The following is a 21,516-nucleotide window of genomic DNA, read 5'->3' as shown; positions in this document are numbered from 1 at the left end:
TTCATGCTGTCGCCCGGTACGGCGAGGTCGGGTCGGCGGCGATCCAGGTCAGGTACTTGTCCTGCACCCCCCGGTACAGATCGGTGAGGATGCCGTCGGGTGTTGCGGCGGGTCCCTGGGGGCGGCCCTGTGCGATGGCTATCTCGACCGCGCTGTGTGGTGCGATGCAGGCGAGGTAGCCGGTGCAGCGGACCATCGGCCAGACCTGCACGTCGGGCGGTGCGTTGTCGAGCACGTTGGTCCACGATCCGTCGAACTGACGCACGAACACTTCCCCGACGAACCGTCCGAACCGATCGATCAGGGCGCGATTCTCGGGGGCGAGGATGCCACGACGATCCACGATCCGTGTCCGTGCCATCCGCACCGCGGCCTGCAGCCCCTGCAGTGTCCAGGGGTCGTCGAGCGCGCCCACACTCGGCGCGTCCTGCGCGAAGAACAACTCCAGCGCAGCGGAATGCCCAGCCAACCAGGCACCATAATCGTCCAACAGCGAGTCGGCCGGCAACGAAACCTGTTGCACGACACCATCATCGAGGATCGCCACTGCCCTACCCCTTTCGGAATTCGGGCTGCCACCAGACCCGCCGAGCTCACCGGCAGCCCTACCGCCGACAACACAACCCCAGACCACTGCGCCGGTCCCCGCACCCGACTCCCGACCATCGCGCAGCAAACCGATAGCACCCTTCGAGCTCATTCCCGAATCCTTGGCGGCGAACATGGCTCAAGTGGGAAGATCACCGTAACGGACGAAAGACCACATAACTCCCAACGAGATCGAACGGATACAAAGGCCCGCGACAGCTACCTGTCGGTGACCATTCGCGCCCGGTGACCAGGCATCGAGCGATCTCCGTCGCTCTTTACGGCGGCCATGTGACTGGAGCTGACAACGGGATCAGCTTCGAGACTGCGCGGCAGCTCGTGGCGGACGGGCACACACGGTGTATCTCGGGAGTCGGGACGCCGAGCGGGGGCGGCAGGCGACGAAAGAGGTGTGGCACAACAACAGCGGTCACCAGACAGCTCAGGAAGCGGCCGAGATGATCGTGCGGATGGCGCTGATCGGCGTGGACGGCCCGACCGGCGGATTCTTCGATGTCAATGGCCCGCTGCCCTGGTAGTGCAACGTTGTGGCCCCGTGGTTTTCGCCGGAACGTGGGCTGTGTATCGCAGAAAGCATGGTCCGCCAGCTGTTTTCGCTATGGCCAGCGCGCGGCGTCACCGCCTTCGGCGATCTTGGCGCTGAGCACCGGAATCTGTGCGTGAAGGGACTCGAGCAATTGCGCCGGGATCCGCCGGAGATCATCTTCGGTCGTCAGCACGGCATGCAGCGCCTGCGGGAGCAGGGTTCGGCCCAGTGGTGTTCCGTCTGGGAATGTTTCGTCGAGGGTGCGGAGTATCAGCTCGGCGGCGTCGAGCCGGCCCCACAGGTAGTCGTTCTCCCGGTCGGGTGCGTGGGCGAACGCGCCGAAGTGGTGCAGCTCGACACCCTTGAGCTTGCCCGCGCCCAGCGGCTCGAGTGCGGTCGCGCGAAGGGGACTGAACTGAGTCATCGGAATGGGAGTGAATTGCGGTAGATACGACAACGAGATCGTCGGGAACAGCAGCCCGTCCCAGAGCGGGAAGCCCAGGTACCGGCTGGCCAGGAGGATGCGATCGCGCTTGTTCCACTTCTGAGTCATCGCCGCGAACGCGTCCCAGAGCACCTGTCCACCGTTTCCGAGTCTTTCCTGAATCTGTTCTGCGTAAGCGGTTTTGAGGTCGGTGAAACTCTTCGCATTCTCCTCGCATCCGGCGAAGTCCTCCGGTTTCCGGAACCTCTCGCCCTCGAACAAGTTGGCCTGCAACCGTTGCGGGCGCAGAAAGTCGAGCAGCCCCTTGTCGGCCAGAGCTCGAATCGCGGCAACGGGTGCAGCCGTTATCTCGTCCAGCTGCGACCATGCCTGGCCCTTGAGATCGTTGATATCCGCCCGCGGTGGCCCGCCCTCGGCCGTATAGAGCTTGTTGAGCCCGGCGAGGATGAACATGATCCGGCGATGCCGGTACGGGGTATCGATGTGTTGCAGGAGCTTGGACAGTTCCGCGGAGTCGTTTGCGGTCCAGCATGGTTGCCTGCGCAGCCAGGCGGCCATAGCGCATCGGATGAACACCGCGGTCCCCGATTCGCCGGGCAACGCGAAATATTGCACGATCGCGTCCGCGATGCATCGGGCGGCTGCCTCGACTTTCAGCCGTTGATAGGTATTCCAGGTCGAACCGAGTGCGGTGACGGCTTCGGTGTGCATTTTGTCCGAAACCTCCTGGAATTTCTCCTGGTCCCTCAAGAACCCGAGTTCGGGCATTGCCTCGATGGCCGTACCGAGATCTTGCGAATTGAGCTGTGGCACAGCCTGTTCGCAACCAGGTATCGATGCGACGGCAGCGCTGATCCGGTCGAGAACCTCGACCTCCTGGCGCATGGCGATGGCGCCCATCTCGGTGATCTTCTCGTTCATGTCACGCAGTCGGATCAGATCTCTGATCAGTGATCGGCTACCCCTGATTCCGACGAGCACCTTCTGAACATCCGCTGCCCAACTGCGTTTCGCGGCCTTGCCGCTGTTGGGGTCGGCAGGTGGAGCCGAGAGAGCGCATCCCGGATCCGGCTCGATGTAGACGAGCCGGCGATGCACCTCGGTGGACGACCGTCTGCGGCTGATCGCGTCGACGACGAGGTCGAACGGCGCGTTGTCGAGCACGCCACCATCCACGAACCAGGCGGCGCCCGCGTTACGGCCGTCCTCTTGATAGCTGTAGTGGAAGAGATCGGTATTCACCCGTGCGCTAGGAGGAAACTGAGCCTGGGCCGGGAAAGTTCCCGGATTGACCGGTTCGAACGCACCGGGGAAGGCGGAGGTCGCCCTCGCCGCGAAGGACAGGGTCGGTGTCGCCTGCGCGCCGAATGCCTCCCTATTGTTGTCGTCCCGGATGAACTCGAGTACCTGCGCATGTTCCCGGTCCCGCTGACCCACACCGCCATCGCTCGACGCCACCGCTACGTCGAATCCGTTCAGATCGGTCGTGGTCACGAAGAGCGACAACTCACCGGTTCGCGAAATCAGCGTTTCGGCCGCGGGCCCACGCGAATTCGCCGACCAAGCGACCGGTCGCTTCTCATCCATCCCGGCCAGCGCCTGATACAGGAGCCGTGACATGACTTCGCCGTTCAATACCGCGCGATCGGTCCAGAAGGTCGCCAATTTGCCGATGAACGCCAGCGCCGTGCGCAGCTTCGGCCCGCCGATATGCATGCTGCGTGCCAATATTCCAAGGTCGGCCTCGTCGATCCAGAGCCGCTTCAACGGTCCCTGATCCGCGTTCTGCGCGATGGCCTTGCCGAGGACCACGCCGTTGATGCCCCCGGCGGAGGTTCCGGCAATGATGTCGATCCCGACCGACAGCGGCTGCCCCTTCGCCCGCATCCGCGAAAGGACGTCGAAGTAAACGCTTTCCGTATCCGATGGTTGGCCATCTGCTCCCACGAACGGATTCACGACCTGCGAGTCGCTTTCCAGAATTTGATCCAGAGCACGCGATGCGCGGACGAGTTTGTGCAGTTCTTTAGTTATGCCATGCATATAAATGGCAAGCGATACGCCGCCATAGCAGACGAGCGCTATGCGCAGTTCGGCAGGTTCTGCATCCCGAGACATCGAGGTCCCCCCTTATTGAGACGCCCGGATAGTTGATGTCGTCACCCTATCCCCCGACCGCCTGGGCTACCTGCGTATTGCACTACTCGATTCGATGCGGAGGCTTCCAATAATCTGGACTGCCGACCAGAATAGTGGCGCATTTTCCTGAACAGCTATCACAAACAAAGTTAGGTCACGGCATTGCCTTCCAGTGGATTCACGGCCCGAATGTACCCGTGCACGGTCCGGGGATTGGGCCGGCGGCCCTGACCCGCGATCTCCTGGTCGCCGGCCCCGCCGCGGGCTGCCCGCGTGGCGAAGCCGGCGCGCAGGCAGCGGCCGTACTCCGCACATGACCGACCAGTCGTGCCAAGCCGGAGACCTTGCGTGCCTACCGGCTTTCCCGAGATGCCGGGCCCAGCCGGATACGCGAAACTCGTTGGCACCGGCGGAACTTCGCGCCCGCCGGCATTGATCCGGGCACTACGCGGCGCGCTGCGCGCGGCACCGCGCAGGGAATGCACCCCCGTGTCACCGGCGGCAGACTTCAGACTCCCCGCCACCGGTGACGCCGTAGGACCTCCGGTGCCCAGCAGTGCGCTGGGCAGCGCATGCAGTGCCGGGGCAGCTCGGCCCGGACGCCGTCTCCGCAGCGTCCGGGCCGTCGCACCATTGGGTACCCACTGCAAGAAGACACCGCCGCGTCGGCGGGTCCGCGACTCACGCCCACGCCGATCGCGTGAGACCTGGCCGGCCGCAGCGATTCCCGATCAGATCGCGACGCCGACCAGGTGCCCGATCGTATAGGTGGTGATCATGGCGAGCGCACCGCCCGCGAGGACGCGCACGGTCGCCCGCGCCACCGGGGCCTGGCCGAGCCGGGCGCCCACGGCCCCGGTCAAGGCCAGTGCGGCGAGCACCGCGGCCATGGTGAGTGGTACCCGGATCGCCTGGGGCGTCAGGATTGCCAGTAGTGGCAGTAGCGCGCCCAGTGTGAACGACAGCGCTGAGGACAGCGCGGCGTGCAGCGGGTTGGTCAGTTCGTCCGGGTCGATGCCGAGCTCGGCCTCCGCGTGCGCGGTGAACGCGTCCCGGGCCGTGAGTTCCTCCGCCACAGCCTGAGCCGTGGCCGGTGAGAGGCCCTTCGCCCGATAGATGGCCGCGAGCTCCGCCAGTTCGGCCTCGGGTTGCTCGGCCAATTCGCGTCGCTCGGTTTCCAGTAGCGCGCGCTCGCTGTCGCGCTGGGTGCTCACCGAGACGTACTCGCCCAAGGCCATCGAGACCGCGCCGGCCGCGAGTCCGGCCACGCCCGCCGTCATGATCGCGGTGCTGTTGCTGGTGGCCGCCGCCACGCCGACCACAATGCCTGCCACGGAGACGATTCCATCGTTGGCTCCCAATACGCCGGCACGCAGCCAATTCAGGCGCGTCGCCAATCCCACCGCATGCGGTTCGGTCGGTTGCGCGACCGCCACCGACCCGTCGAAATCGTCCCTCACGAGGGGAACGGTAATGCTTCAGAGGGATTCCCGCCAGCAAAGAGAGGCTCACCGAAATTAGGTAATGCATTGCATACCAAGCATTTTCGGTGGTAATCGCGGTGGCGTCGGCGCGGACACTCCGATCGCGACACGTTTGCGAGGAGCAGTTTCTGGCCCGATCACCCTATGTTCGGCACTGGTTAGCCGTAGCGTTGACACCGGCGCCAGGCGGATCAGTTCAAGAGAGCGGCAAGATGCGGCCACAACCATCAGCGATCGGATTCCTCCGGCACGACGTGTCGGGGGCACAGCAACACTGGGACGAGGCTCAGATCCAGCATCTGGCTCGCCGGCTCGGCTACGACCTGTGCAAGACCCTGGTCTTCGGCCCCGAGACCGATCGCCCGTTCGTGCGCGTACGCACGCTGATCTCCCGCCTCGAGGCCGATGCGGTGATCGTTCCCAGCCTCGCGCATTTCGGCGGCCTGATACCCGACGATATCGTGCAGGTCGCCGACATCGTCACGGTGAATCCCGAAAATACATACGCGCGCTGGGCAATTCGTCCCGACTGAATCCGGTCAGGAAGTCGGAGCGCATTGTGTCGAGCCCCCGTTCACCTCACCCGGGAGCCATGATTCTCCGGTCGTGCCGCCATTGTCGGAACAATGCACCGTGTAGTTGTCCGAGCGCCTCGAGATATCGAAAGCGCCGGTGATCAATCCCATGGCAGGCGCTCCGCCTCCCGCGGACACGCAGTTCCCGGTCCCGAGCCCGTGCCCGTCCATCGTGACCTGCACCTCATCGCACACGTAGAGCTGCCCATCGGCGCGAGCCGCCGGCGAGACCGCCACAGCGGCCGTGAATATCGCGAGCCCCACCACCCCGAATCCCACGCCCCGAACCGTTCGAATCCTCATAGTCCACACCTCCGCACCCTCGGATCAGTGTGTCCTCAGCCTATTCCTCACGTTTACCGACGACCATGCATTGCCGCAGGCAAAACCCGGGTGGCCCTGCCGCCCATGCATGGTCGTCGACGAATTCGGTCAGTTGTCCTGCAGGATTTCGCGCAGGCGCTTGGCGAAGGCGTCGGGCTGTTCCATGAAACCGCCGTGGCCGCCGGGGAAAAGGGTCGGCTCGATGCCGAGCTCGACGCCGAGGGCCCGGGAGGTGCGATCGCAGAACTTGTCGGCGGATTCGTCGCCGATGCCGATGATGATCTTCGTCGGGGTGGCGCGGAGGGCGTCGAGGGACGGCTGCCAGCCGGAGGTGGTGTGCAGCTCGTGGCGGTAGAAGAAGTCATCGGAGGCGATCGACTGCGGGTCCCGCTCGCCGCCGAACATCTCCTGCAACACTTCCTCGGGCATGAACAGACCGGTCATGGCGAAGAATTTGCGGACCGCGCCGAGCACATCGCCGGTCTCGTAGACGGCCCGGACCTCGTCGGTCCGAGCACGCAGCTCGTCGCGATCGGGGAGCAGTTCGCGCAGCGGCGGCTCGTGTGCAATGAGGGTCGGCACGAGATCGGGCCGGGCGATGGCCAGCGCCAGACCGGTGATCGCACCACCGCTGGACCCGAGCACGGTGGCCGGTCCCTGGCCGACATGGGTGAGCACACGGGCGAGGTCGTCGGCGCGCAGTTCCGGAGTCGAGTCCTTGTCGGTGTCGTTGACCGGGCTGCGGCCGTGGCCCCGCGGGTCGCTGCAGAGCACGGTGTAGTCGGGGGCGAGCAGTTCGGCCAGCGCGCCGAACGGTCCGGAATCCATCGGCGCGCCGATCAGGGCGATCAGTGGGCCGCTGCCGCGGACTTCGTAGTAGATGGTGCCGTCCGGCACGGCGACGGTTCCGGAGGTGACGGGTGCGGTCGAGGTCATGGTTGCTCCAAGTGGTCAGTACATGGACACCGGCTATGACGGTACGACCGCGCCGAATTCATTGCTGCGCGAATGGAAAAGGTGTGAACCTGAAGGTGTCAGCCCGCCTGGCGGGGTTCGGGCAGCGCACAGGTCATGCCCTCGGCCATCCCGGCCGGGCGCACGCCGAGTGCCTGGTTGACACGGGCACGCTGGTTCTTCCCAGGCGATGGCCGCGGCCAGTTCGGCGAGCTGGGCCTTGCTCAGGTGGGTCAACAGCTGGGCCCGAATCTCACTCAGATCGAGTGAGGTCGGCGTGAGCGTCATGGCCTCGGCGTAGGAGAGGACGAGTTTCTCCAGACCGCTGTACGCGTCGCTGTCCCGATACTTCGGCAGCTCGGTGACCTGGGCTTCGGTGAGTCCGCCGTAGTGGGCCAGCGTCGAACCGATGTCGAGGCAGAACTGGCAGTTCACCAGAGCGGCGGCCTTCAGCTCGGCCAGGTCCTTCAGATGCGGGTCGACCCGGTTGGAGAACAGCAGCATCGTCTCCTGGATCATGGTGCTGACCAGCAGCTGTGGCCGCCGGATGAGCCAGCCGAGGAGATCTGTCCGATTACGGCGAGCCCGCCGCATCGCCTTGACGTAGTTCAGGATTCGGGTGATTGCTCGCATGCGCTCCACTCCCCTTCGCGTTCGCGGATGCTCCCTTGAAGACATCCTAGGCCGAAAACGACGAGACGTAGTAGATATTGCCCCGTGACCGGGCGAACCCTCCGGGGCCTGGCCGCGCCCCGATCGAGCGTCAACCGATCTCGAAGCCATCCTCCAGATAGACCGTGATCCCGGCCGTCCTGGCCCGGTGCGCTCCCGCCACGCGCCGGGCCAGCACCGCGGGCAGCAGCCGCGTCGCCGTCTCGGTGTCACACCACGCCCAGCTCCGAAGTTCGTCCGCCGGAAGGGTTATCGCGTCGACCTGCTCGGCGGCCAGCAGCCCGCCGTCGTACACCATCATCACCCCGTCGTCGGGATACAGACCGGCGGGCACCCAGTCGACCGCCAGCAGCCGCCCGATCGGCACACTCAGCCCCAGCTCCTCGCGGATCTCCCGCACAGCCGCACGGTAGGGCGATTCACCGGCCTCGACGACCCCGCCGGGCACCTCCCAGTACGGCTTGTAGGTCGGTTCGACCAGCAGCACCCGATCCTGCTCGTCGACGAACAGCGCGCCCGCACCCATGCGCTTGCGCGGCAGTCCGGCGACATAGTCGTTCAGTTCAGAACCCATGCGGCACAACAGTAACCGGCACCATCCGGCCTCGGTCGAGCTTGACCGAGCGGGCTGCGGACTGGCGGAACGAGTCAGTTCCCGTGGCTCACGAAGGTGGCGTCGAGAAGCGTCCGGTAGTCGGGTAGCGCGGTCGCTCGATCGACCGACCCCTGTTCTTTCGCCCAGCTCGCGAGCGCGCCGAGGGTATCGGCGAGGTCCGGTCGCAACTGCAGGGCATAGTCGAACTCCGGGAGGATCTTCCGGATGAGGTCCGGGGACAACTGGGTGGCGGTGGAGACCGCGGACACCGCGGCGTCGGATCGCGCGGTCAGCTGCGCTCCGGCGTCGTTCAACGCGGCGAAGAAGGCGGTCAACGCCGCCGATTTCGCCGAGATCGCGGTATCGCTCGCGAGGTACAGGCTGTGCTGGTTGTAGCTCCCACCGGCGAGCTGGACCGCGTCGTCGCCGAGCGCCTGAGCCACCTGGGCCTGGTAGGGCTGGAAGATCGAGACGGCGTCGACATTGTGCTGCGTGGCAGCGGTGACCGTCGCGGACGGCGCCACCTGAACGAGATTCGCCGAAATCTTGTTCTGCGAGAGCACATCCGAGGCGAAGAAGGCGGCGCTGGTGCCCAGCGGCGTGCCGATCGAATGCCCGGCGAGGTTGTCGAGGGAGGTGATGCCGGCGCTGCGCCGGGCCACGATGCGGGAACCCTGCCACCGGGATCCGTCGCCCACGACGCGCAGTGCCGGCGAGCGGGTCAAGGTGGCCGCGGCCGGAACATCGGCGGCGGTCGCGATGTCGAGCTGGTGGGCCGCGAGCGCCTGCAACGCCTCCACTCCGGTCGAGAAGTTGACGACCTTGACCTTCACGTCGTGGTTCGCGAAGTACCCGGACTGTTGGGCCACCGGGATCTGGGCCCACGACGGGTCGACCACGAATCCCACGGTGAGCGTCTTCGGGTCGGAATTGTCGGCTGTGCCGCAGGCGGTGAGCGGTCCGAGCAGAGCGAGGAGTGCGACGGCGGCCGTCAGCGGGCGGATGAGTTTCTTCACGGCTGATCTTCTTTTCGTATGTCACGGATTGGGCTGAATCGCTTGGCCGGCAACAGGTCCGGTCTACGCCGTCACGCTCTCGACACCGAGTTCGTGGTGGAGGATGCGCCGCAGCTCGCTGTAGCCGGGCTGATCGGCGAGGGCATCGGCGGGGCGGGGTCGCGGGAGCGGATTGGGGATCCGGTTGGTGATCCGGCCGCCGCCGAGCACATTGATGGTGTCGGACAACCGAATTGCCTCGTCCACGTCGTGGGTGACGAAGACGATGGTGCGGCGCAGCCGATTCCACAGGTCGATGAGCAGGTCCTGCATCTTCAGCCGGGTGAGCGCGTCGAGTGCGGCGAAGGGCTCGTCCATCAGCATGATGTCGGGTTCACCGGCGAGCATGCGCGCGATCCCGACACGCTGGCGCATTCCGCCGGAGAGCTGCGTGGGTCGTTTGCCGCGGACCTCACCGGGCAGTTCGACCAGGCCGATCAGCTCGTCGATCCGGCTGCGGCGCAGCCGGGCCGGAACCCCGTGTGCCCGTAAGGCGAAGTCGATATTGCCCGCGACACTCAGCCACGGAAACAACACGTCACGCTGGAATGCGACGCCGCGGCGCGGGTCGGGCGCGAGCACCGGTGCGCCGTTGTCGGTGACCGTGCCCGATGTCGGGGTGATGAGCCCTGCGAGGCAGTGCAGCAGCGTCGATTTCCCGCTCCCGGATGCCCCTACCAGGACAGTGAACGAACCGTCCGGCACGGTCAGATCGATCCCGCCGAGCGTGGGGTGCGCGGCGTTCGGGAAGTGCACCGTCAGGTCTCGGGTGGCGATGGCCATGGTCAGTTCACCTCCCGCGCCCAGCGCTGGATCGGCGCGGTGCTCGCGGCGATGAGCAGATCGCAGACCGAGCCGAGCACCCCGAGCACCAGCAGGCAGAAGATCAGCCGGTCGGCCTGCGAGAACAGCTGTGCCTGATAGATGCGATAGCCGATCCCGGCGGTGGTGCCTGTCATCTCGGAGACCACGATCAGCACGAATGCCATTGCGGCGCCGACCCGTACGCCGGCCACCACATCGGGCACCGCCTCTGGGACGATGACCCGCACCAGCGTCTGCCAGCGACCCGCGCCCAGGCAGCGGGCGGCCTGCAGATAGTCGGCCGGGGTGCCCGCGAATCCGGAATGACTGCTGATCCAGACCGGAACGAAAACGCCGAGCGCGATGACCAGAATCTTGCTGTTCTCGCCGATGCCGAACCACAGAATCGCGAGCGGCACCATACCGATGGTCGGGACCGGTGCGAGCAAACGGAGCACCGGCTGCAGGAGCCCACGCCCGGTTCGGGTGTTCGCGGTGACGATCGCCGCGACGACGCCCGCGACCGCACCGACGGCCAGCCCGAACAGTGCCCGCCGCAGACTCGCCGCGACATCGGAGATCAACAGGTCATCGGCCCACAGCGTTTGTCCGGCGTGCAGAATCTGCGCCACGGTCGGAAACAGCTGGCGCGGAAAGATTCCGGTGGCCGCCACCACGGACCAGACGAGTGCGGCGAGACCGATTCCGGCCGCGGTGCCCCCGGCCTTCCTCCAATGCGGTCCGAGGCGCGCGAACGGCCGTATTCTCCGCGGCCGTTCGTCCGCGGTGGTGCCGGCCCGCGGTGACCGAATGCTCACCGCAGTGGTTTGCAGACTCGATGTCATGGGATTCGTCCTCCTGAGTGTGCGACCGGAGTGCCGAGGGGCACCCAGTCGAACGGCACCGCCTGGGCTCGATAGACCAGCCGGGTGCGGCTGAGCCGATCCACGCCGGGCACCCGGGGTTCGTGCACCTCCGGCTCACCGGCGACGCCGTGACCTTCGTACGGCGACAGGTACTCCCACACCACCTGACCGTCCGGCGTCACCTGGAAGATGCGCCCGTTCATGCCCTCGGTGATGAGCGTGTTGCCGTTCGGCAAGCGCTGGGCATTGCTGACGAACGAGCTGAAGAAGGTCCACGACGGCAGTCCCGAGTCCTCGGCGGTGTACTGCCAGACGATCTGCTCGGTCGACGGATCGATCTCGAGGACCCGCGATCCCGCGTAGATGCCGAGGGGCGCGGGCGGAAACCCGGCGCCGCCCTGATTGTCGAAGACGAGGATATTGCCGGCTCCGGGCAGGCCGTCGGCGATGAGGTGGGGATTGTGCTGCCCGGAGATCTGATCGAGCGGCCGGGGCACCTTGTGCGCATTGATCCGCTGATGTTGCGCCCCGGCCTCGGCGGTGAAGTACGGACCGAGTTTCCACACAATGGATTTGGTGGTCTTGTCGATCAGCGCGATCACATTCGCCTTGCGGCTGCTGATCAGGATGTTGTCGGGTTGGAACACCGTGCCGGGGTCGGCTCGGTGCCAGCGGTTGGGGCCGAGTGTCTTGGCGCTGTTGATCTCCAGCACTCCCCAGGGGTCATCGGGGTCGCGAGCGACGGTCTCGCGCAACGCATTCCACCCCGCCTCGGAGAACCCGAGCTCATCGAGGTGGTCGCCCGCACGCCATTCCCACACGATCGACCCGTCGGGGGCGATCTCGTACAGCCCCTGGTCGCCGACCACGGCGGGACCCAGCAACGGGACGACCCGCGGAATGGTGACCAGCAGCAATCGGTTTCCGTTGTCGAGCAACTCCCAGTCATGGTTCTGGCGCGCCGCGCCCCCGGGAGCTTGCGCACCCCATTCCCAGACCTGCTCGCCGTCCCAGTTCAATTGCCCCACAGTGCCGTTGGCGTAGATGCCGCCACGCGGGTCGCCGCTGAGCGACAGCTGTACACCGAGGTCGCCGAGTCGCCCACCGGTCAGTGCGGGGTCGAGAATGCGGGGCGGCACACCGGCGTAGGGCCACTGGTGACGCACCACACCGTGCATATCGATGAGACGGGTGATCGAGTCCGCGCCACTGAACAGGATGTAGCTGTCATGTGCTGAATCCGGTTCGTAATGGGTCACGCCCGTGAGTCGTACGAAGGCCATGCATTCACTCCATCAGTCGGCTGTTAAGCGATCAGGTCGTGGATGTTACGAATCTAATCGATTTGCGTGGCACGTTGCGCGTGCGCAGACTGTAAGAATCAGAACGATTTCAAGCATGGCCGCCCGGCCCGCGAGCGACGAGAGTAGGACGAACGTGACTGTCAAACGCACGACCCTCGCCGATGTGGCCCGGCGGGCGGGCACCTCCACCGCGGTGGTCAGCTACGTGCTCAACGACGGGCCGCGCCCGGTTTCCGACGCCTTGCGTGCCCGGGTCGTCGCGGCGCTGGACGAACTCAACTATCGGCCCGACCGTGCGGCGCGGGCGCTGCGCCGGCCAAGGCGCTGGCGGCACCTCGGCCTGCTCGTCCCCGATGTGCGCCTGCCCCTGTTCGGCACCCTGGTGGGGCGCATCGAGATCGAGGCGCGCGAGCGCGACCATCTGACCCTGATCGGTAACACCGGATACGACCCCGAACGTGAGATCGAATTCGCCGCCGCGTTCGCGGATTCCGGCATCGAGGGCCTGATCGTGGTCGGTGGAGCCAACGGCCGCGCCACCGCCGAGCTGTGTCGGCAGGCCCGCATTCCGATCGTCTGGGTCCACAACAATCGGGACCACATCGACACCGCCGTCATCGGCGCCGACCATGTGGACGCGGGCCGGCTCGCCGCCGGTCATCTCGCACAGACCCATCGCCGCGAAAACATCGTCTTCGTAGGCGGATTCACCGCGGTCGAGGTCGCGCACGGTGACCGTGAGACGGTGACCCAACGCTACGAGGGCTACCTGTCCGTCGTGGGATCGACTGCGGCAGAGCGGATTCCCACCGATCTCACCCCGGAGGGCGCCTATCGTGCGGTGCGCCGGTATCTGGCCGAGCGTCCCGCCCCGGACGGGATGGTGATCGGAACCTACGCCCAGGCGGCCGCGACGCTGCGGGCGGTCGCCGACGCCGGCCTGCGCATCCCACAGGACGTCGCCCTGGTCGGCTACGACGCCGACACCGCGAACGCCTATGCCCCACTGATGCTCACCACCGTGCAACAGCCGATCGGCGACATCGCGCGCACGGCCCTGTCCCGAGTCCTCGACGCCGCCGGCAATCCACAGTCCGCCGACGCACCCGCGGCGCCGATCGCAGTGGAGCTCAGCATCGGTGAGACCTGCGGCTGCACCCCGGACCGGCCCGTGAGGGATAGTCGTGCGAGAAGTAGCCCTTAGCGGTCTACGGAGCGGTCTGGTTGTTCTGGCGGCGGTCGGGTGAAATCGGCAGCGGCGTTGGGCTGCTGCTGGTTTCATGTCCGGCTGTGCGTGATGAGGGCGCGTCGGCGTACGGCCCGGTCGCTGACCATGTCCGCGAGCGCGCCGATCCGGTCCGGATTCTGAGAGACCACTGTGGCAGCGTTGATGAACTGGACAGAAATGGTCGGTTTGCGCATGTCGGCGGTGTTCTTCGGCATGCCTGGTCAGTAGCGTCGGGGCCCGTGCAGTGTTGCCGCCCGAGTGGGCTGTCATGCTGCGCAACAGGCCATTTCGGGCGAAGAGGGGGAGCCGGTTGTCTGCAGTGGATCAGGTGCGAAGATTCCGCCGCCGGGGGGCGCGGCACTCTGCTCATCACGCTGTGCCTCGTCGTACCGGTATCCGATTGCGTGGCCTGCCGTTCCGTTCGAGGGCCCGGCACAGCGCCGAAGGCCAACACGCTCGGATCTAGGACTAGTCGGTTCAGCATCGCGCTCATCGCATCGCCATCCTGGTCTTCGCCCTTTGCACCGAATCTCGAAGTCTGTAGCCGCTCGGGCTGAGCCATGGAGACAGCGCGTGGCTTAGACAAGGAGATTTGTGGTGTTCACCCGTTTGGGACACGTGGTCTATCGGTTCCGCTGGGCTGTCATCGGTGTCGTCGTGGGTGCTCTGCTGGCTCTCGGTGCCTACGGGCTGGGGCTGGATGACCACCTCAGCCCGGGCGGATTGGATGATCCGACCTCGCAAGCGGCCCAGGCCGCGCAACTCAAGGACCGCACGTACGGACGCAGCCATCTCTCCGATGTTCTGGTCCTCTACACCGCTGCAGACGGTGGCAGCATCGATGATCCCGAGTTCAGTCAGAAGATCGTCGACAACCTCAACCGGTTACCGCGCGAGCATCCCGACCAGATCAGCAAAATCAACGGCGCCTACTGGAAGACCGACACCGGCGAGTACGCACCCAAACTGATGGGCTCGCCCGACAAGCGGCACGCCTTCGCCTCGATCGCCATCAAAGGCGATGACGACACGACCACCATGCGCCACTTCCGAGAAGTCAAGAACGCCTTCGCCATCGACGGCGTCACCGTGCAGGTCACCGGCCTGCAGCCCATCGGGGGCGCACTGTTCGACACCATGGCCCAAGACCAGCGCCGGATGGAAGTACTGGCGTTGCCTGCGGTGGCGATCCTGCTGTTCGTCATCTTCGGTGGCATCGTCGCGGCCTCGCTGCCCTTGATCGTCGGCGGCCTCACCATCGTCGGCGCTACCGGCATCGTCATGACGATCACGAAGTTCACCGACGTGAACTCCTTTGTCAGCGCTGTCGTTTCGATGATCGGCTTCGGACTGGCCATCGACTACGGCCTGTTCATCGTCAGCCGCTTCCGCGAGGAACTCGCCGAGGGATACGACACCCGCGCCGCGGTGCGCCGCACCGTGATGACCGCCGGGCGCACCGTGGCGTCGTCGGCCACGATGATCATCGCCGCCAGCTCGGGCATGCTCCTGTTCCCCCAGGGGTTCCTGAAATCCGTGGCCTACGGGACCATGGCGGCCGTGCTGCTGGCGGCACTCACCGCGATCACCCTGCTACCCGCCATGCTGTCGGTACTGGGCCCACGCGTGGACAAATGGGGATGGAAACGACTGCGCAAGACCAAGACCGCCCACGAAACCGACAACGGCTTCTGGGGTCGACTCACCGCATGGGTCATGCGTCATCCGCTCAAAGTCATGCTCCCGCTGACGATCGGGCTGCTGCTTCTGATCATCCCGGTCAAGAACCTGGCCTTCGGCGGACTCGACGAAACCTACCTACCGCCCGACAATCCGACCCGAGTCGCGCAAGCCGACTTCGACCGGTCCTTCCCCCTGCGCAAGGCCTACCCGATCGAATTGGTCATCGTCACCGATAACCCGAGCAAGGTCGGCCCGATCATCTCCCAAGCCAACCAGGCACCCGGGCTCGCGCCACGCGCCGCCTTCGCCATCGACCAAACCCCACCCAAGGGCACCAACGTCTGGACAACCTCCGCGGCGATCGCCGACAGCAACAACGCCGGACCGACCATCGACTATCTCCGTTCGATGGACGTCCCCGAAGGCACGCAAGTACTGGTCGGTGGCCAGCCCGCCATCCAATACGACAGCGTCGACACATTGGTGTCGCGCCTACCGTGGATGATCCTGCTGGTCGTGTCCATGACGATGCTGCTGATGTTCCTGACCTTCGGCTCAGTCGTACTGCCGATCAAAGCCGCCCTGATGAGCGCCCTCGGACTCGGCTCCACACTCGGCATCCTGACCTGGATCTTCATCGACGGCCACGGCGCGTCGCTCCTCAACTTCACTGCAAAACCGATCACCTCACCGGTACTCGTGCTGATCATCGCGATCATCTACGGCCTATCGATCGACTACGAGGTCTTCCTACTCTCCCGCATGGTCGAAGCCCGCACCCGCGGCGCGAGCACCACCGAAGCCGTTCGCATCGGCACCGCGCAAACCGGGCGAATCATCACCGCGGCCGCGCTCATCCTGCTCGTCGTCACCGGCGCGTTCGCCTTCTCCGATCTGGTGATGATGCAGTACATCGCCTTCGGCATGGTCTCGGCCTTGTTCATCGACGCCACAGTGCTGCGCATGCTGCTGGTGCCGGCCACCATGAAACTGCTCGGTGACGAGTGCTGGTGGGCACCGAAATGGATGAAGAAGATTCAACAGAAGATTGGGCTCGGCGAACCGATCCTCGACGACGAACTTCCCGGCGGCGGCGAAATGATCGACCTGGTCAAAACCACCCCGATCACCGACCCCGTCACCGAACAGATCGCACTGCTGGCAGACGGCACACCAGCCACCGAGCCACGGTCGTCCCGCAGAGTCCGTCCCCGCAGAATCAACAGCGAGGCACCGACCGACCGCCTCGACGACACCACCGCCGCCCTACCGAGACGCCCAACACCCGGTACGCCCGCCCCAAGGAATTCCTGAAGAACGGGGTCCTGGTAGAACTCGCCGAAAATTCCAACGAAGTTCGATCCATGACCTCCTGATCAGGGCCGTCGGGATGCCTTCGTTCGTGAGACAGCTTCGGGGGCAACGTGTTTCCGCAGATAGGACCCGAAAATTTTGCCGTGTACGAGGTGACGTAAACCCTTCCGGGGTTAGCGAGCCACCGCCGCTGACCGGGACTAACGCCCATATCAGTTGCTTTTTCGGCGAGTTCTACCGGGACCCCGAGTTGCTCAGCGTTGGTCACGACCAGGCCATCGCGGATCTCCTGGGCGAATACACCCAGCACTACAGCCCGGAAGCAGAGCGGCCCGCCCTGGGCTTGTGGGGCATCCGACCACTGGAAGCTTCACCGATGTGAACGTGCTCGACCATGTCCACCAGTTCGGAGAGCTGATAGAGGAAGGCCGTAGTTCCTGTTCCCATTGCCTCGCCGAGGAAGGCATCGGCTTCCTTCCATGTCAATGCGTGAATGGCGTGCTCGCCCACCCCGTCACGCCGCACACCTCGATGTCCCATCGCGTTCCTCCTGGTAGGTCTGGTCGGCTGGCGCTTTCGGCCTACGGCGTGGCCGGCGTCGCGAGGTCGGAGCAGGCCGTCGAGACAAGTAGGCGGTGAAGGCTTCGAATACGCGGGGTACGTCGTCGGGGTGCGCTCTCCGAATGGCCGCCAGCCCTACGACGATGACGGCGATCGCCAGCACGAGCACGGGCAACTGGAACCAGAACACCGCCCACACACTGCTGGCAGAGACGACACCGTCCATCAATACCTCCTCAAACGACGAAAGGCCCCCGACACGTTGTCGGAGGCCTTCGAGTGTGGAAACGAAGAAAAGCCCCACACCAAGAGGTTTGGGGCGAGTTGGACACACCTGTGGTCAACCCGCCGCGAACTGTATCTCTCAGCCTGGACGCACGTCAACGCCAGTGCTCAGAACAACCTTCGGTCCCACGGGCCCCATCGACTCATGCCCGAATTTCGTAACGGCCGGTCCAAACTTGGGACCGCTTCGGCACATCGGAGCCCAGCCAGGTTTCGAACTGAACGAGTTTCCGAACGCCATCACCCGGCGGGATGGGTCAGCATTCGAGCACGAGCCCTAGCGTTCGTCGACCATCGTTTTCCGAACGCCTCTATCAGTCGCGCCCGCGGCCACCAAAGCCTGTGTGGTTCAGCCGATTCGATCTTGCCCGGGTGTAGTACGGGTTCTAGATTGGGTCGATGCGGGCAGACACGAACAACAAACTGGCCATCCGGAACGTCCGCGTCTTCGACGGCCACGGGCTGGGGGAACCGGCCACCGTCGTCATCGACGGCACTGTGATCGGCACCGACGCCACCGGCGCGCAGACCCTCGACGCCGGCGGCGCCATCCTCATCCCGGGCCTGATCGACGCCCACGTCCACCTCGACAGCCTCGACGCGCTGGATTCGTATGCCGCCCACGGCGTCACGACCGCCCTGGACATGGCGTCGCTGCAGGGCGAGCTGATGGCGGCCCTGCGCGAGCGCACCGCCACGACCGACGTGCGCGGCGCCGGTGTCCCGATCATCGCCTCGGCCGGCGTGCACGCCCAGGTGCCGGGCATGGCGCAGGTCGAGGTCATCACCGGCCCGGCCGACGCGGAAACCATGGTGGCGCAGCGCGTCCGCGACGGCAGCGACTACATCAAGATGGTCCTGGAAGCCCCCGGCGAAGGCGGCCCCGACGCCGAGACCGCCGCCGCGGTCGTCCGTGCGGCCCACGCGTGCGGCCGCGCCGTGGTCGCCCACACCATCACCCCTGGCGCGTACGCCATGGCCGTCGACGCCGGAGTCGACATCCTCACCCATGTCCCCATCGGCGCGCGCATCCCGGCCGCCGACATCGACCGCCTCGCCGCCGGCGGCCACCAGGTGGTCCCCACCCTCGCCATGATGGAAGGCGCCGCCGAAATCTACAGCGTCAGCAAGTATTTCGACGCCACCCTGGCCACCGTGGGCGCCCTGCACGCCGCCGGCGTGCCGATCCTGGCCGGCACCGACGCCAACCGGATGCCCGGCATCCCCTTCCACCCGCCCCACGGGGCGAGCCTGCACCACGAACTGGAACTGCTCGTGCGCGCCGGACTCTCACCCGCGGCGGCCCTGCACGCCGCCACCGCCGCCCCGGCGCGGCACTTCGGCCTGAGCGACCGCGGTGCCATCGCCCCGGGCCTGCGCGCGGATCTGGTGCTGCTCGACGCCGACCCCCTCGCCGACATCGCCGCCACCCGCGCCATCCGCGCCATCTGGTGCGGCGGCACCGAACACGCTCCCGCGCAAGCACTTCCGGCCTGAGACGACCGCGCAACTTTCCTAGAGAAATTCGTCAGCAGGTGTTCATGCCCAGCCGCACCTGTCGTCGGCCCTGGCGACGCGGACCGCCGGTGTCAGTCGTGAGGGGATGACCAGGGGCCAGTGAGGGGCGTCGATGGTGACATTGACCGCCATCGTGTCTTTGGCCGCCGCCGGGTACCTCACCGCGTGTGAGCGAGCGATGACCTACTTCGGTGTCGAAAGCAGCACGGCGAGAATGGATTCTGCGATGGCCGTCCTGGTCGGTATCGGCGCCAGCAATGCCGGACAACGGCCGCGCCGCCAGCTGACGCGGCAGCTGGACGCAGGCGCAAGGGAACGCGGGAATGCGATGCAGCAGGCCATGAGCTTGCCATCACCCATAGCCGAGCCTGCCGCGGATGTCGGCGTTCGTCCCTATCGTTGGGCGTAGCTTATCAACGAGGGCTCGAACTCACAAAGGTTCTGGTAGATCGAACGCTAAGGGCGACAATGAATTTCGTAACGCCCTCGGTCGTCCGGACATTCGGGATGCCCCGGCAGGCGGATGGCGCGGATTTCCTCGCCGGAGCGGCGGCTGAGCTCGTGGGCGCGTTTTCCGAACACGCGGAAGGCCCGCAGAAGCGATCTGCGGGCCTTCGATGTGACCGGACCGGGTGGCTGTTCGCCTCAGGCGGCGAGGGCGGCGGTGATCTTGCGGGTCATCTCGGCGGTGGCAGGGCCGGGCTGGGCGGCGGCGTCGATGGCGACCGTCACGGTGGTGGCGAAGTTGGTGGCCTCGGCCGGGTCCTGCTGCCCCAGCAGGTGCATCGAGGCGCTCAGCGCGGGCAGTACCTGGTTGGCGAGGGCGGCCACGGACTTGCCGTAGACGTTGACGTCGCGTTTCTTCTCGGACAGGACGTGCCCGACCGTGCCGGTGGCCGAGCACAGGGCGACCGAGCCGCGAGTCGCGGCCTTGTGCGGCGAGCCGCCGGTGGCCCCTGCCGCGGCGACCAGGGCGACGGCGCCGTAGGCGGCGGTGCGCAGGGTGATCTTGTCCTGGTCGGTGAGGGTGATGGTGCTCATGGTCGTGGACTCCTCGTGGTGTGGTGCGCGAAGCGGCTCGGTGGACGAGCGGGCTGGATTGTCCGCGTGGACTTTTCGTGGCCCGCCGGGCTGGGTTGCCCGTGTCGATGTGACTACTGTCGCCGGTCGCGCTGATAGCGACCTGACGGCGGCCTGACGCGCCACCTATACGCCCACACCGTGACCCGGGCCCGTGCCGCCGGCGACCGATCTTTTCCGAACATCGTCAGGCGCTGGGTTCCACTCGACAGCACCGCCCTCGGGCGCACCAGCAGGATCTGCCTGCTGGTGCCTGCTGACCCGGCAGATCATTTGTCGGGATGTAGAGGACCGGAAGGATCCCCTTGGGCCAGTTGGTGTGCGTACTCGCGCAATTGCTGAAGTTCCAGAGTGGCAAGCGATCTTGGGCCGACCTGGTCGACCTCATGTAGGTCGGCGTCCGTCGCGGCAAGATCGTCGTGGTCCGCCCTGAAGACGACCACGGCGCACCGGCCTACGCCAAGGACAAGTCTCGCACCTGCGTCTACCGCCGAGCCGGCGACCCCTGCCGCCTGTGCGGCAGCACCGTCCTCCACTCGGTCCTCGACGCCCGAAACCTGTTCTGGTGCCCCACCTGTCAGCCCGCCTGATTGCTCCTGTTGAACCTCTTCCCGTCAGGTCCGGTACGCGGAGCATGAATCGCTCCATGCCCTCGGCGCCGAGCGGCGCTTGCCGCAGAAGTCACTAGAGGTATGCATCTCCGTTTCACATTCGCCCTGCGAAGTTGTGATCGTGGGGCTAAATTGGTCACACGTCCAGGAGATCGCTGGACGGATCATTGCTTGTACTCGAAATCGACTGTCCTGCACGGTAATCGAGCAGTAGTCGTTTCGATGTGAATCACACGAGAGCAGCTTTTCCATGCGATACATCATTCTGATCACCGCTTCCCTCGCCCTCGCCGTCGCTGTCGGGGCTGGACCCGCCACCGCCGAACCGCTCACGGTGGAGGGTCCCAGCGCGACACCGGTCGATGCGACGACCGATGTGGCGCTGCCGCCGGGCCAGGCCTGTCTGCAGAGTTTCCTCAGCGGCTGGGCCGAATCGGCTGCGACCGGGTCGGTTACCGGGTCCGCGACCGGGTTCCTCGGGGGATCCTCTGGTGGACCGGAGGCTGGATCCGCCGCCGGGTTGGCGGCCGGGATTCTCAGTGCTCTGACCAGTGGGTCCGGCGGCGGGCTCGCCGCCTGTGGTCTCGACGAACTGAACAACGATGCGCCCGACGGTTTTACCGGCTCGACCACCGGTCCAGGTCGCGGATATCTGACCGGGTCGGCCAGCGGCTTCGCGTCCGGCTCCAGCAACGGTCTGCCGAGCGCACTGGGTGGCAGCGTGCTCTCCGGATTGTTCGGCGCATTGACCAGCGGCTCGAGTCAAGGATCGAGTCACTAGGAGAACGGGTTTCGGCATTGGTCGGGTCCGGACCCGGGGTCCGTACCCGACCAATGCGGGCGTCCACCTTCACGGCGCACCGCCGCGTCGACCGTTCACAGGT

General features: G+C 65.9%; 20 protein-coding genes and 1 pseudogene. 8 read left to right on the top strand and 13 right to left on the bottom strand.

Annotated elements, in window-relative coordinates; all coding sequences use genetic code 11:
* Position 1 precedes the first annotated feature (1 nt).
* Positions 2 to 724, bottom strand: a complete 723-nt coding sequence (locus ACFXKA_RS21595) for a hypothetical protein (protein ID WP_379428605.1) — start codon at positions 722 to 724, stop codon at positions 2 to 4.
* Positions 725 to 947: 223 nt separating this feature from the next.
* Here ACFXKA_RS21595 and ACFXKA_RS21590 point away from each other — a divergent pair, with 223 nt between their 5' ends.
* On the top strand, positions 948 to 1,127 hold the full coding sequence (locus ACFXKA_RS21590) for a hypothetical protein (RefSeq protein WP_379428604.1): 180 nt from the start codon (positions 948 to 950) through the stop codon (positions 1,125 to 1,127).
* 78 nt (positions 1,128 to 1,205) lie between these two features.
* Here ACFXKA_RS21590 and ACFXKA_RS21585 read toward each other — a convergent pair whose 3' ends face one another.
* Both ACFXKA_RS21585 and ACFXKA_RS21580 read right to left on the bottom strand, forming a co-directional pair.
* Positions 1,206 to 3,698 (bottom strand): patatin-like protein, encoded by a 2,493-nt coding sequence (locus ACFXKA_RS21585; protein ID WP_379428603.1) that lies wholly within the window; start codon positions 3,696 to 3,698, stop codon positions 1,206 to 1,208.
* A gap of 752 nt (positions 3,699 to 4,450) precedes the next feature.
* Complete coding sequence (locus tag ACFXKA_RS21580) at positions 4,451 to 5,179, bottom strand: VIT family protein (RefSeq protein ID WP_379428602.1); 729 nt, start codon at positions 5,177 to 5,179, stop codon at positions 4,451 to 4,453.
* Positions 5,180 to 5,457: 278 nt separating this feature from the next.
* Between ACFXKA_RS21580 and ACFXKA_RS21575 the strand changes: the two genes are divergently transcribed.
* On the top strand, positions 5,458 to 5,736 hold the full coding sequence (locus tag ACFXKA_RS21575) for a hypothetical protein (protein WP_379428601.1): 279 nt from the start codon (positions 5,458 to 5,460) through the stop codon (positions 5,734 to 5,736).
* Positions 5,737 to 6,210: 474 nt separating this feature from the next.
* Here the strand turns inward: ACFXKA_RS21575 and ACFXKA_RS21570 are convergent, their stop codons facing one another.
* The 7 genes from ACFXKA_RS21570 to ACFXKA_RS21540 form a co-directional block, all read right to left on the bottom strand.
* Positions 6,211 to 7,038 carry an alpha/beta fold hydrolase gene (locus ACFXKA_RS21570; protein WP_379428600.1) on the bottom strand — a complete coding sequence of 276 codons (828 nt, stop codon included), beginning with the start codon at positions 7,036 to 7,038 and terminating at the stop codon, positions 6,211 to 6,213.
* A gap of 33 nt (positions 7,039 to 7,071) precedes the next feature.
* On the bottom strand, positions 7,072 to 7,689 hold the full coding sequence (locus tag ACFXKA_RS21565; RefSeq protein ID WP_379428599.1) for a carboxymuconolactone decarboxylase family protein: 618 nt from the start codon (positions 7,687 to 7,689) through the stop codon (positions 7,072 to 7,074).
* Positions 7,690 to 7,819: 130 nt separating this feature from the next.
* Entirely contained in the window at positions 7,820 to 8,302 is a 483-nt protein-coding gene (locus ACFXKA_RS21560; RefSeq protein WP_354832823.1) for an NUDIX hydrolase, read from the bottom strand.
* A 74-nt stretch (positions 8,303 to 8,376) separates the two neighbouring features.
* On the bottom strand, positions 8,377 to 9,339 hold the full coding sequence (locus ACFXKA_RS21555; RefSeq protein WP_379428598.1) for an ABC transporter substrate-binding protein: 963 nt from the start codon (positions 9,337 to 9,339) through the stop codon (positions 8,377 to 8,379).
* Positions 9,340 to 9,402: 63 nt separating this feature from the next.
* On the bottom strand, positions 9,403 to 10,161 hold the full coding sequence (locus ACFXKA_RS21550) for an ABC transporter ATP-binding protein (protein WP_379428597.1): 759 nt from the start codon (positions 10,159 to 10,161) through the stop codon (positions 9,403 to 9,405).
* A 2-nt stretch (positions 10,162 to 10,163) separates the two neighbouring features.
* Positions 10,164 to 11,027 (bottom strand): ABC transporter permease, encoded by an 864-nt coding sequence (locus ACFXKA_RS21545; protein WP_379428596.1) that lies wholly within the window; start codon positions 11,025 to 11,027, stop codon positions 10,164 to 10,166.
* The gene (locus tag ACFXKA_RS21540) at positions 11,024 to 12,331 is read right to left on the bottom strand and encodes an arylsulfotransferase family protein (RefSeq protein WP_379428595.1); all 1,308 of its coding nucleotides are present in this window, start codon (positions 12,329 to 12,331) and stop codon (positions 11,024 to 11,026) included. The genes ACFXKA_RS21545 and ACFXKA_RS21540 overlap by 4 nt, the downstream gene beginning before the upstream one ends.
* Before the next feature lie 154 nt (positions 12,332 to 12,485).
* On the opposite strand from ACFXKA_RS21540, the gene ACFXKA_RS21535 reads away from it, so the two are divergent.
* On the top strand, positions 12,486 to 13,556 hold the full coding sequence (locus tag ACFXKA_RS21535) for a LacI family DNA-binding transcriptional regulator (protein ID WP_379428594.1): 1,071 nt from the start codon (positions 12,486 to 12,488) through the stop codon (positions 13,554 to 13,556).
* A 74-nt stretch (positions 13,557 to 13,630) separates the two neighbouring features.
* Here ACFXKA_RS21535 and ACFXKA_RS21530 read toward each other — a convergent pair whose 3' ends face one another.
* Positions 13,631 to 13,795, bottom strand: a complete 165-nt coding sequence (locus ACFXKA_RS21530; protein WP_379428593.1) for a hypothetical protein — start codon at positions 13,793 to 13,795, stop codon at positions 13,631 to 13,633.
* 382 nt (positions 13,796 to 14,177) lie between these two features.
* On the opposite strand from ACFXKA_RS21530, the gene ACFXKA_RS21525 reads away from it, so the two are divergent.
* On the top strand, positions 14,178 to 16,577 hold the full coding sequence (locus ACFXKA_RS21525) for an MMPL family transporter (RefSeq protein WP_379428592.1): 2,400 nt from the start codon (positions 14,178 to 14,180) through the stop codon (positions 16,575 to 16,577).
* A gap of 309 nt (positions 16,578 to 16,886) precedes the next feature.
* Here ACFXKA_RS21525 and ACFXKA_RS21520 read toward each other — a convergent pair whose 3' ends face one another.
* Entirely contained in the window at positions 16,887 to 17,117 is a 231-nt protein-coding gene (locus tag ACFXKA_RS21520) for a hypothetical protein (RefSeq protein WP_379428591.1), read from the bottom strand.
* Between the two features lie 705 nt (positions 17,118 to 17,822).
* Between ACFXKA_RS21520 and ACFXKA_RS21515 the strand changes: the two genes are divergently transcribed.
* Positions 17,823 to 18,920, top strand: a complete 1,098-nt coding sequence (locus tag ACFXKA_RS21515; protein WP_379428590.1) for an amidohydrolase family protein — start codon at positions 17,823 to 17,825, stop codon at positions 18,918 to 18,920.
* Positions 18,921 to 19,053: 133 nt separating this feature from the next.
* The gene (locus ACFXKA_RS21510; RefSeq protein WP_379428589.1) at positions 19,054 to 19,350 is read left to right on the top strand and encodes a hypothetical protein; all 297 of its coding nucleotides are present in this window, start codon (positions 19,054 to 19,056) and stop codon (positions 19,348 to 19,350) included.
* Between the two features lie 236 nt (positions 19,351 to 19,586).
* On the opposite strand, the gene ACFXKA_RS21505 is transcribed toward ACFXKA_RS21510, so the two are convergent.
* Positions 19,587 to 19,982, bottom strand: coding sequence for a hypothetical protein (locus tag ACFXKA_RS21505; protein ID WP_379428588.1), 396 nt, complete (start codon positions 19,980 to 19,982; stop codon positions 19,587 to 19,589).
* Between the two features lie 404 nt (positions 19,983 to 20,386).
* On the opposite strand from ACFXKA_RS21505, the pseudogene ACFXKA_RS21500 reads away from it, so the two are divergent.
* Positions 20,387 to 20,611: pseudogene (locus ACFXKA_RS21500) on the top strand (zinc finger domain-containing protein); the annotation flags it as partial.
* 271 nt (positions 20,612 to 20,882) lie between these two features.
* Complete coding sequence (locus ACFXKA_RS21495) at positions 20,883 to 21,413, top strand: hypothetical protein (RefSeq protein ID WP_379428587.1); 531 nt, start codon at positions 20,883 to 20,885, stop codon at positions 21,411 to 21,413.
* Positions 21,414 to 21,516: the final 103 nt, after the last annotated feature.

The sequence above is a fragment of the Nocardia sp. NPDC059228 genome (genome assembly GCF_042754245.1).
Classification (GTDB): Bacteria; Actinomycetota; Actinomycetes; order Mycobacteriales; family Mycobacteriaceae; genus Nocardia.
This window is presented reverse-complemented; position numbering and strand designations above follow the sequence as displayed.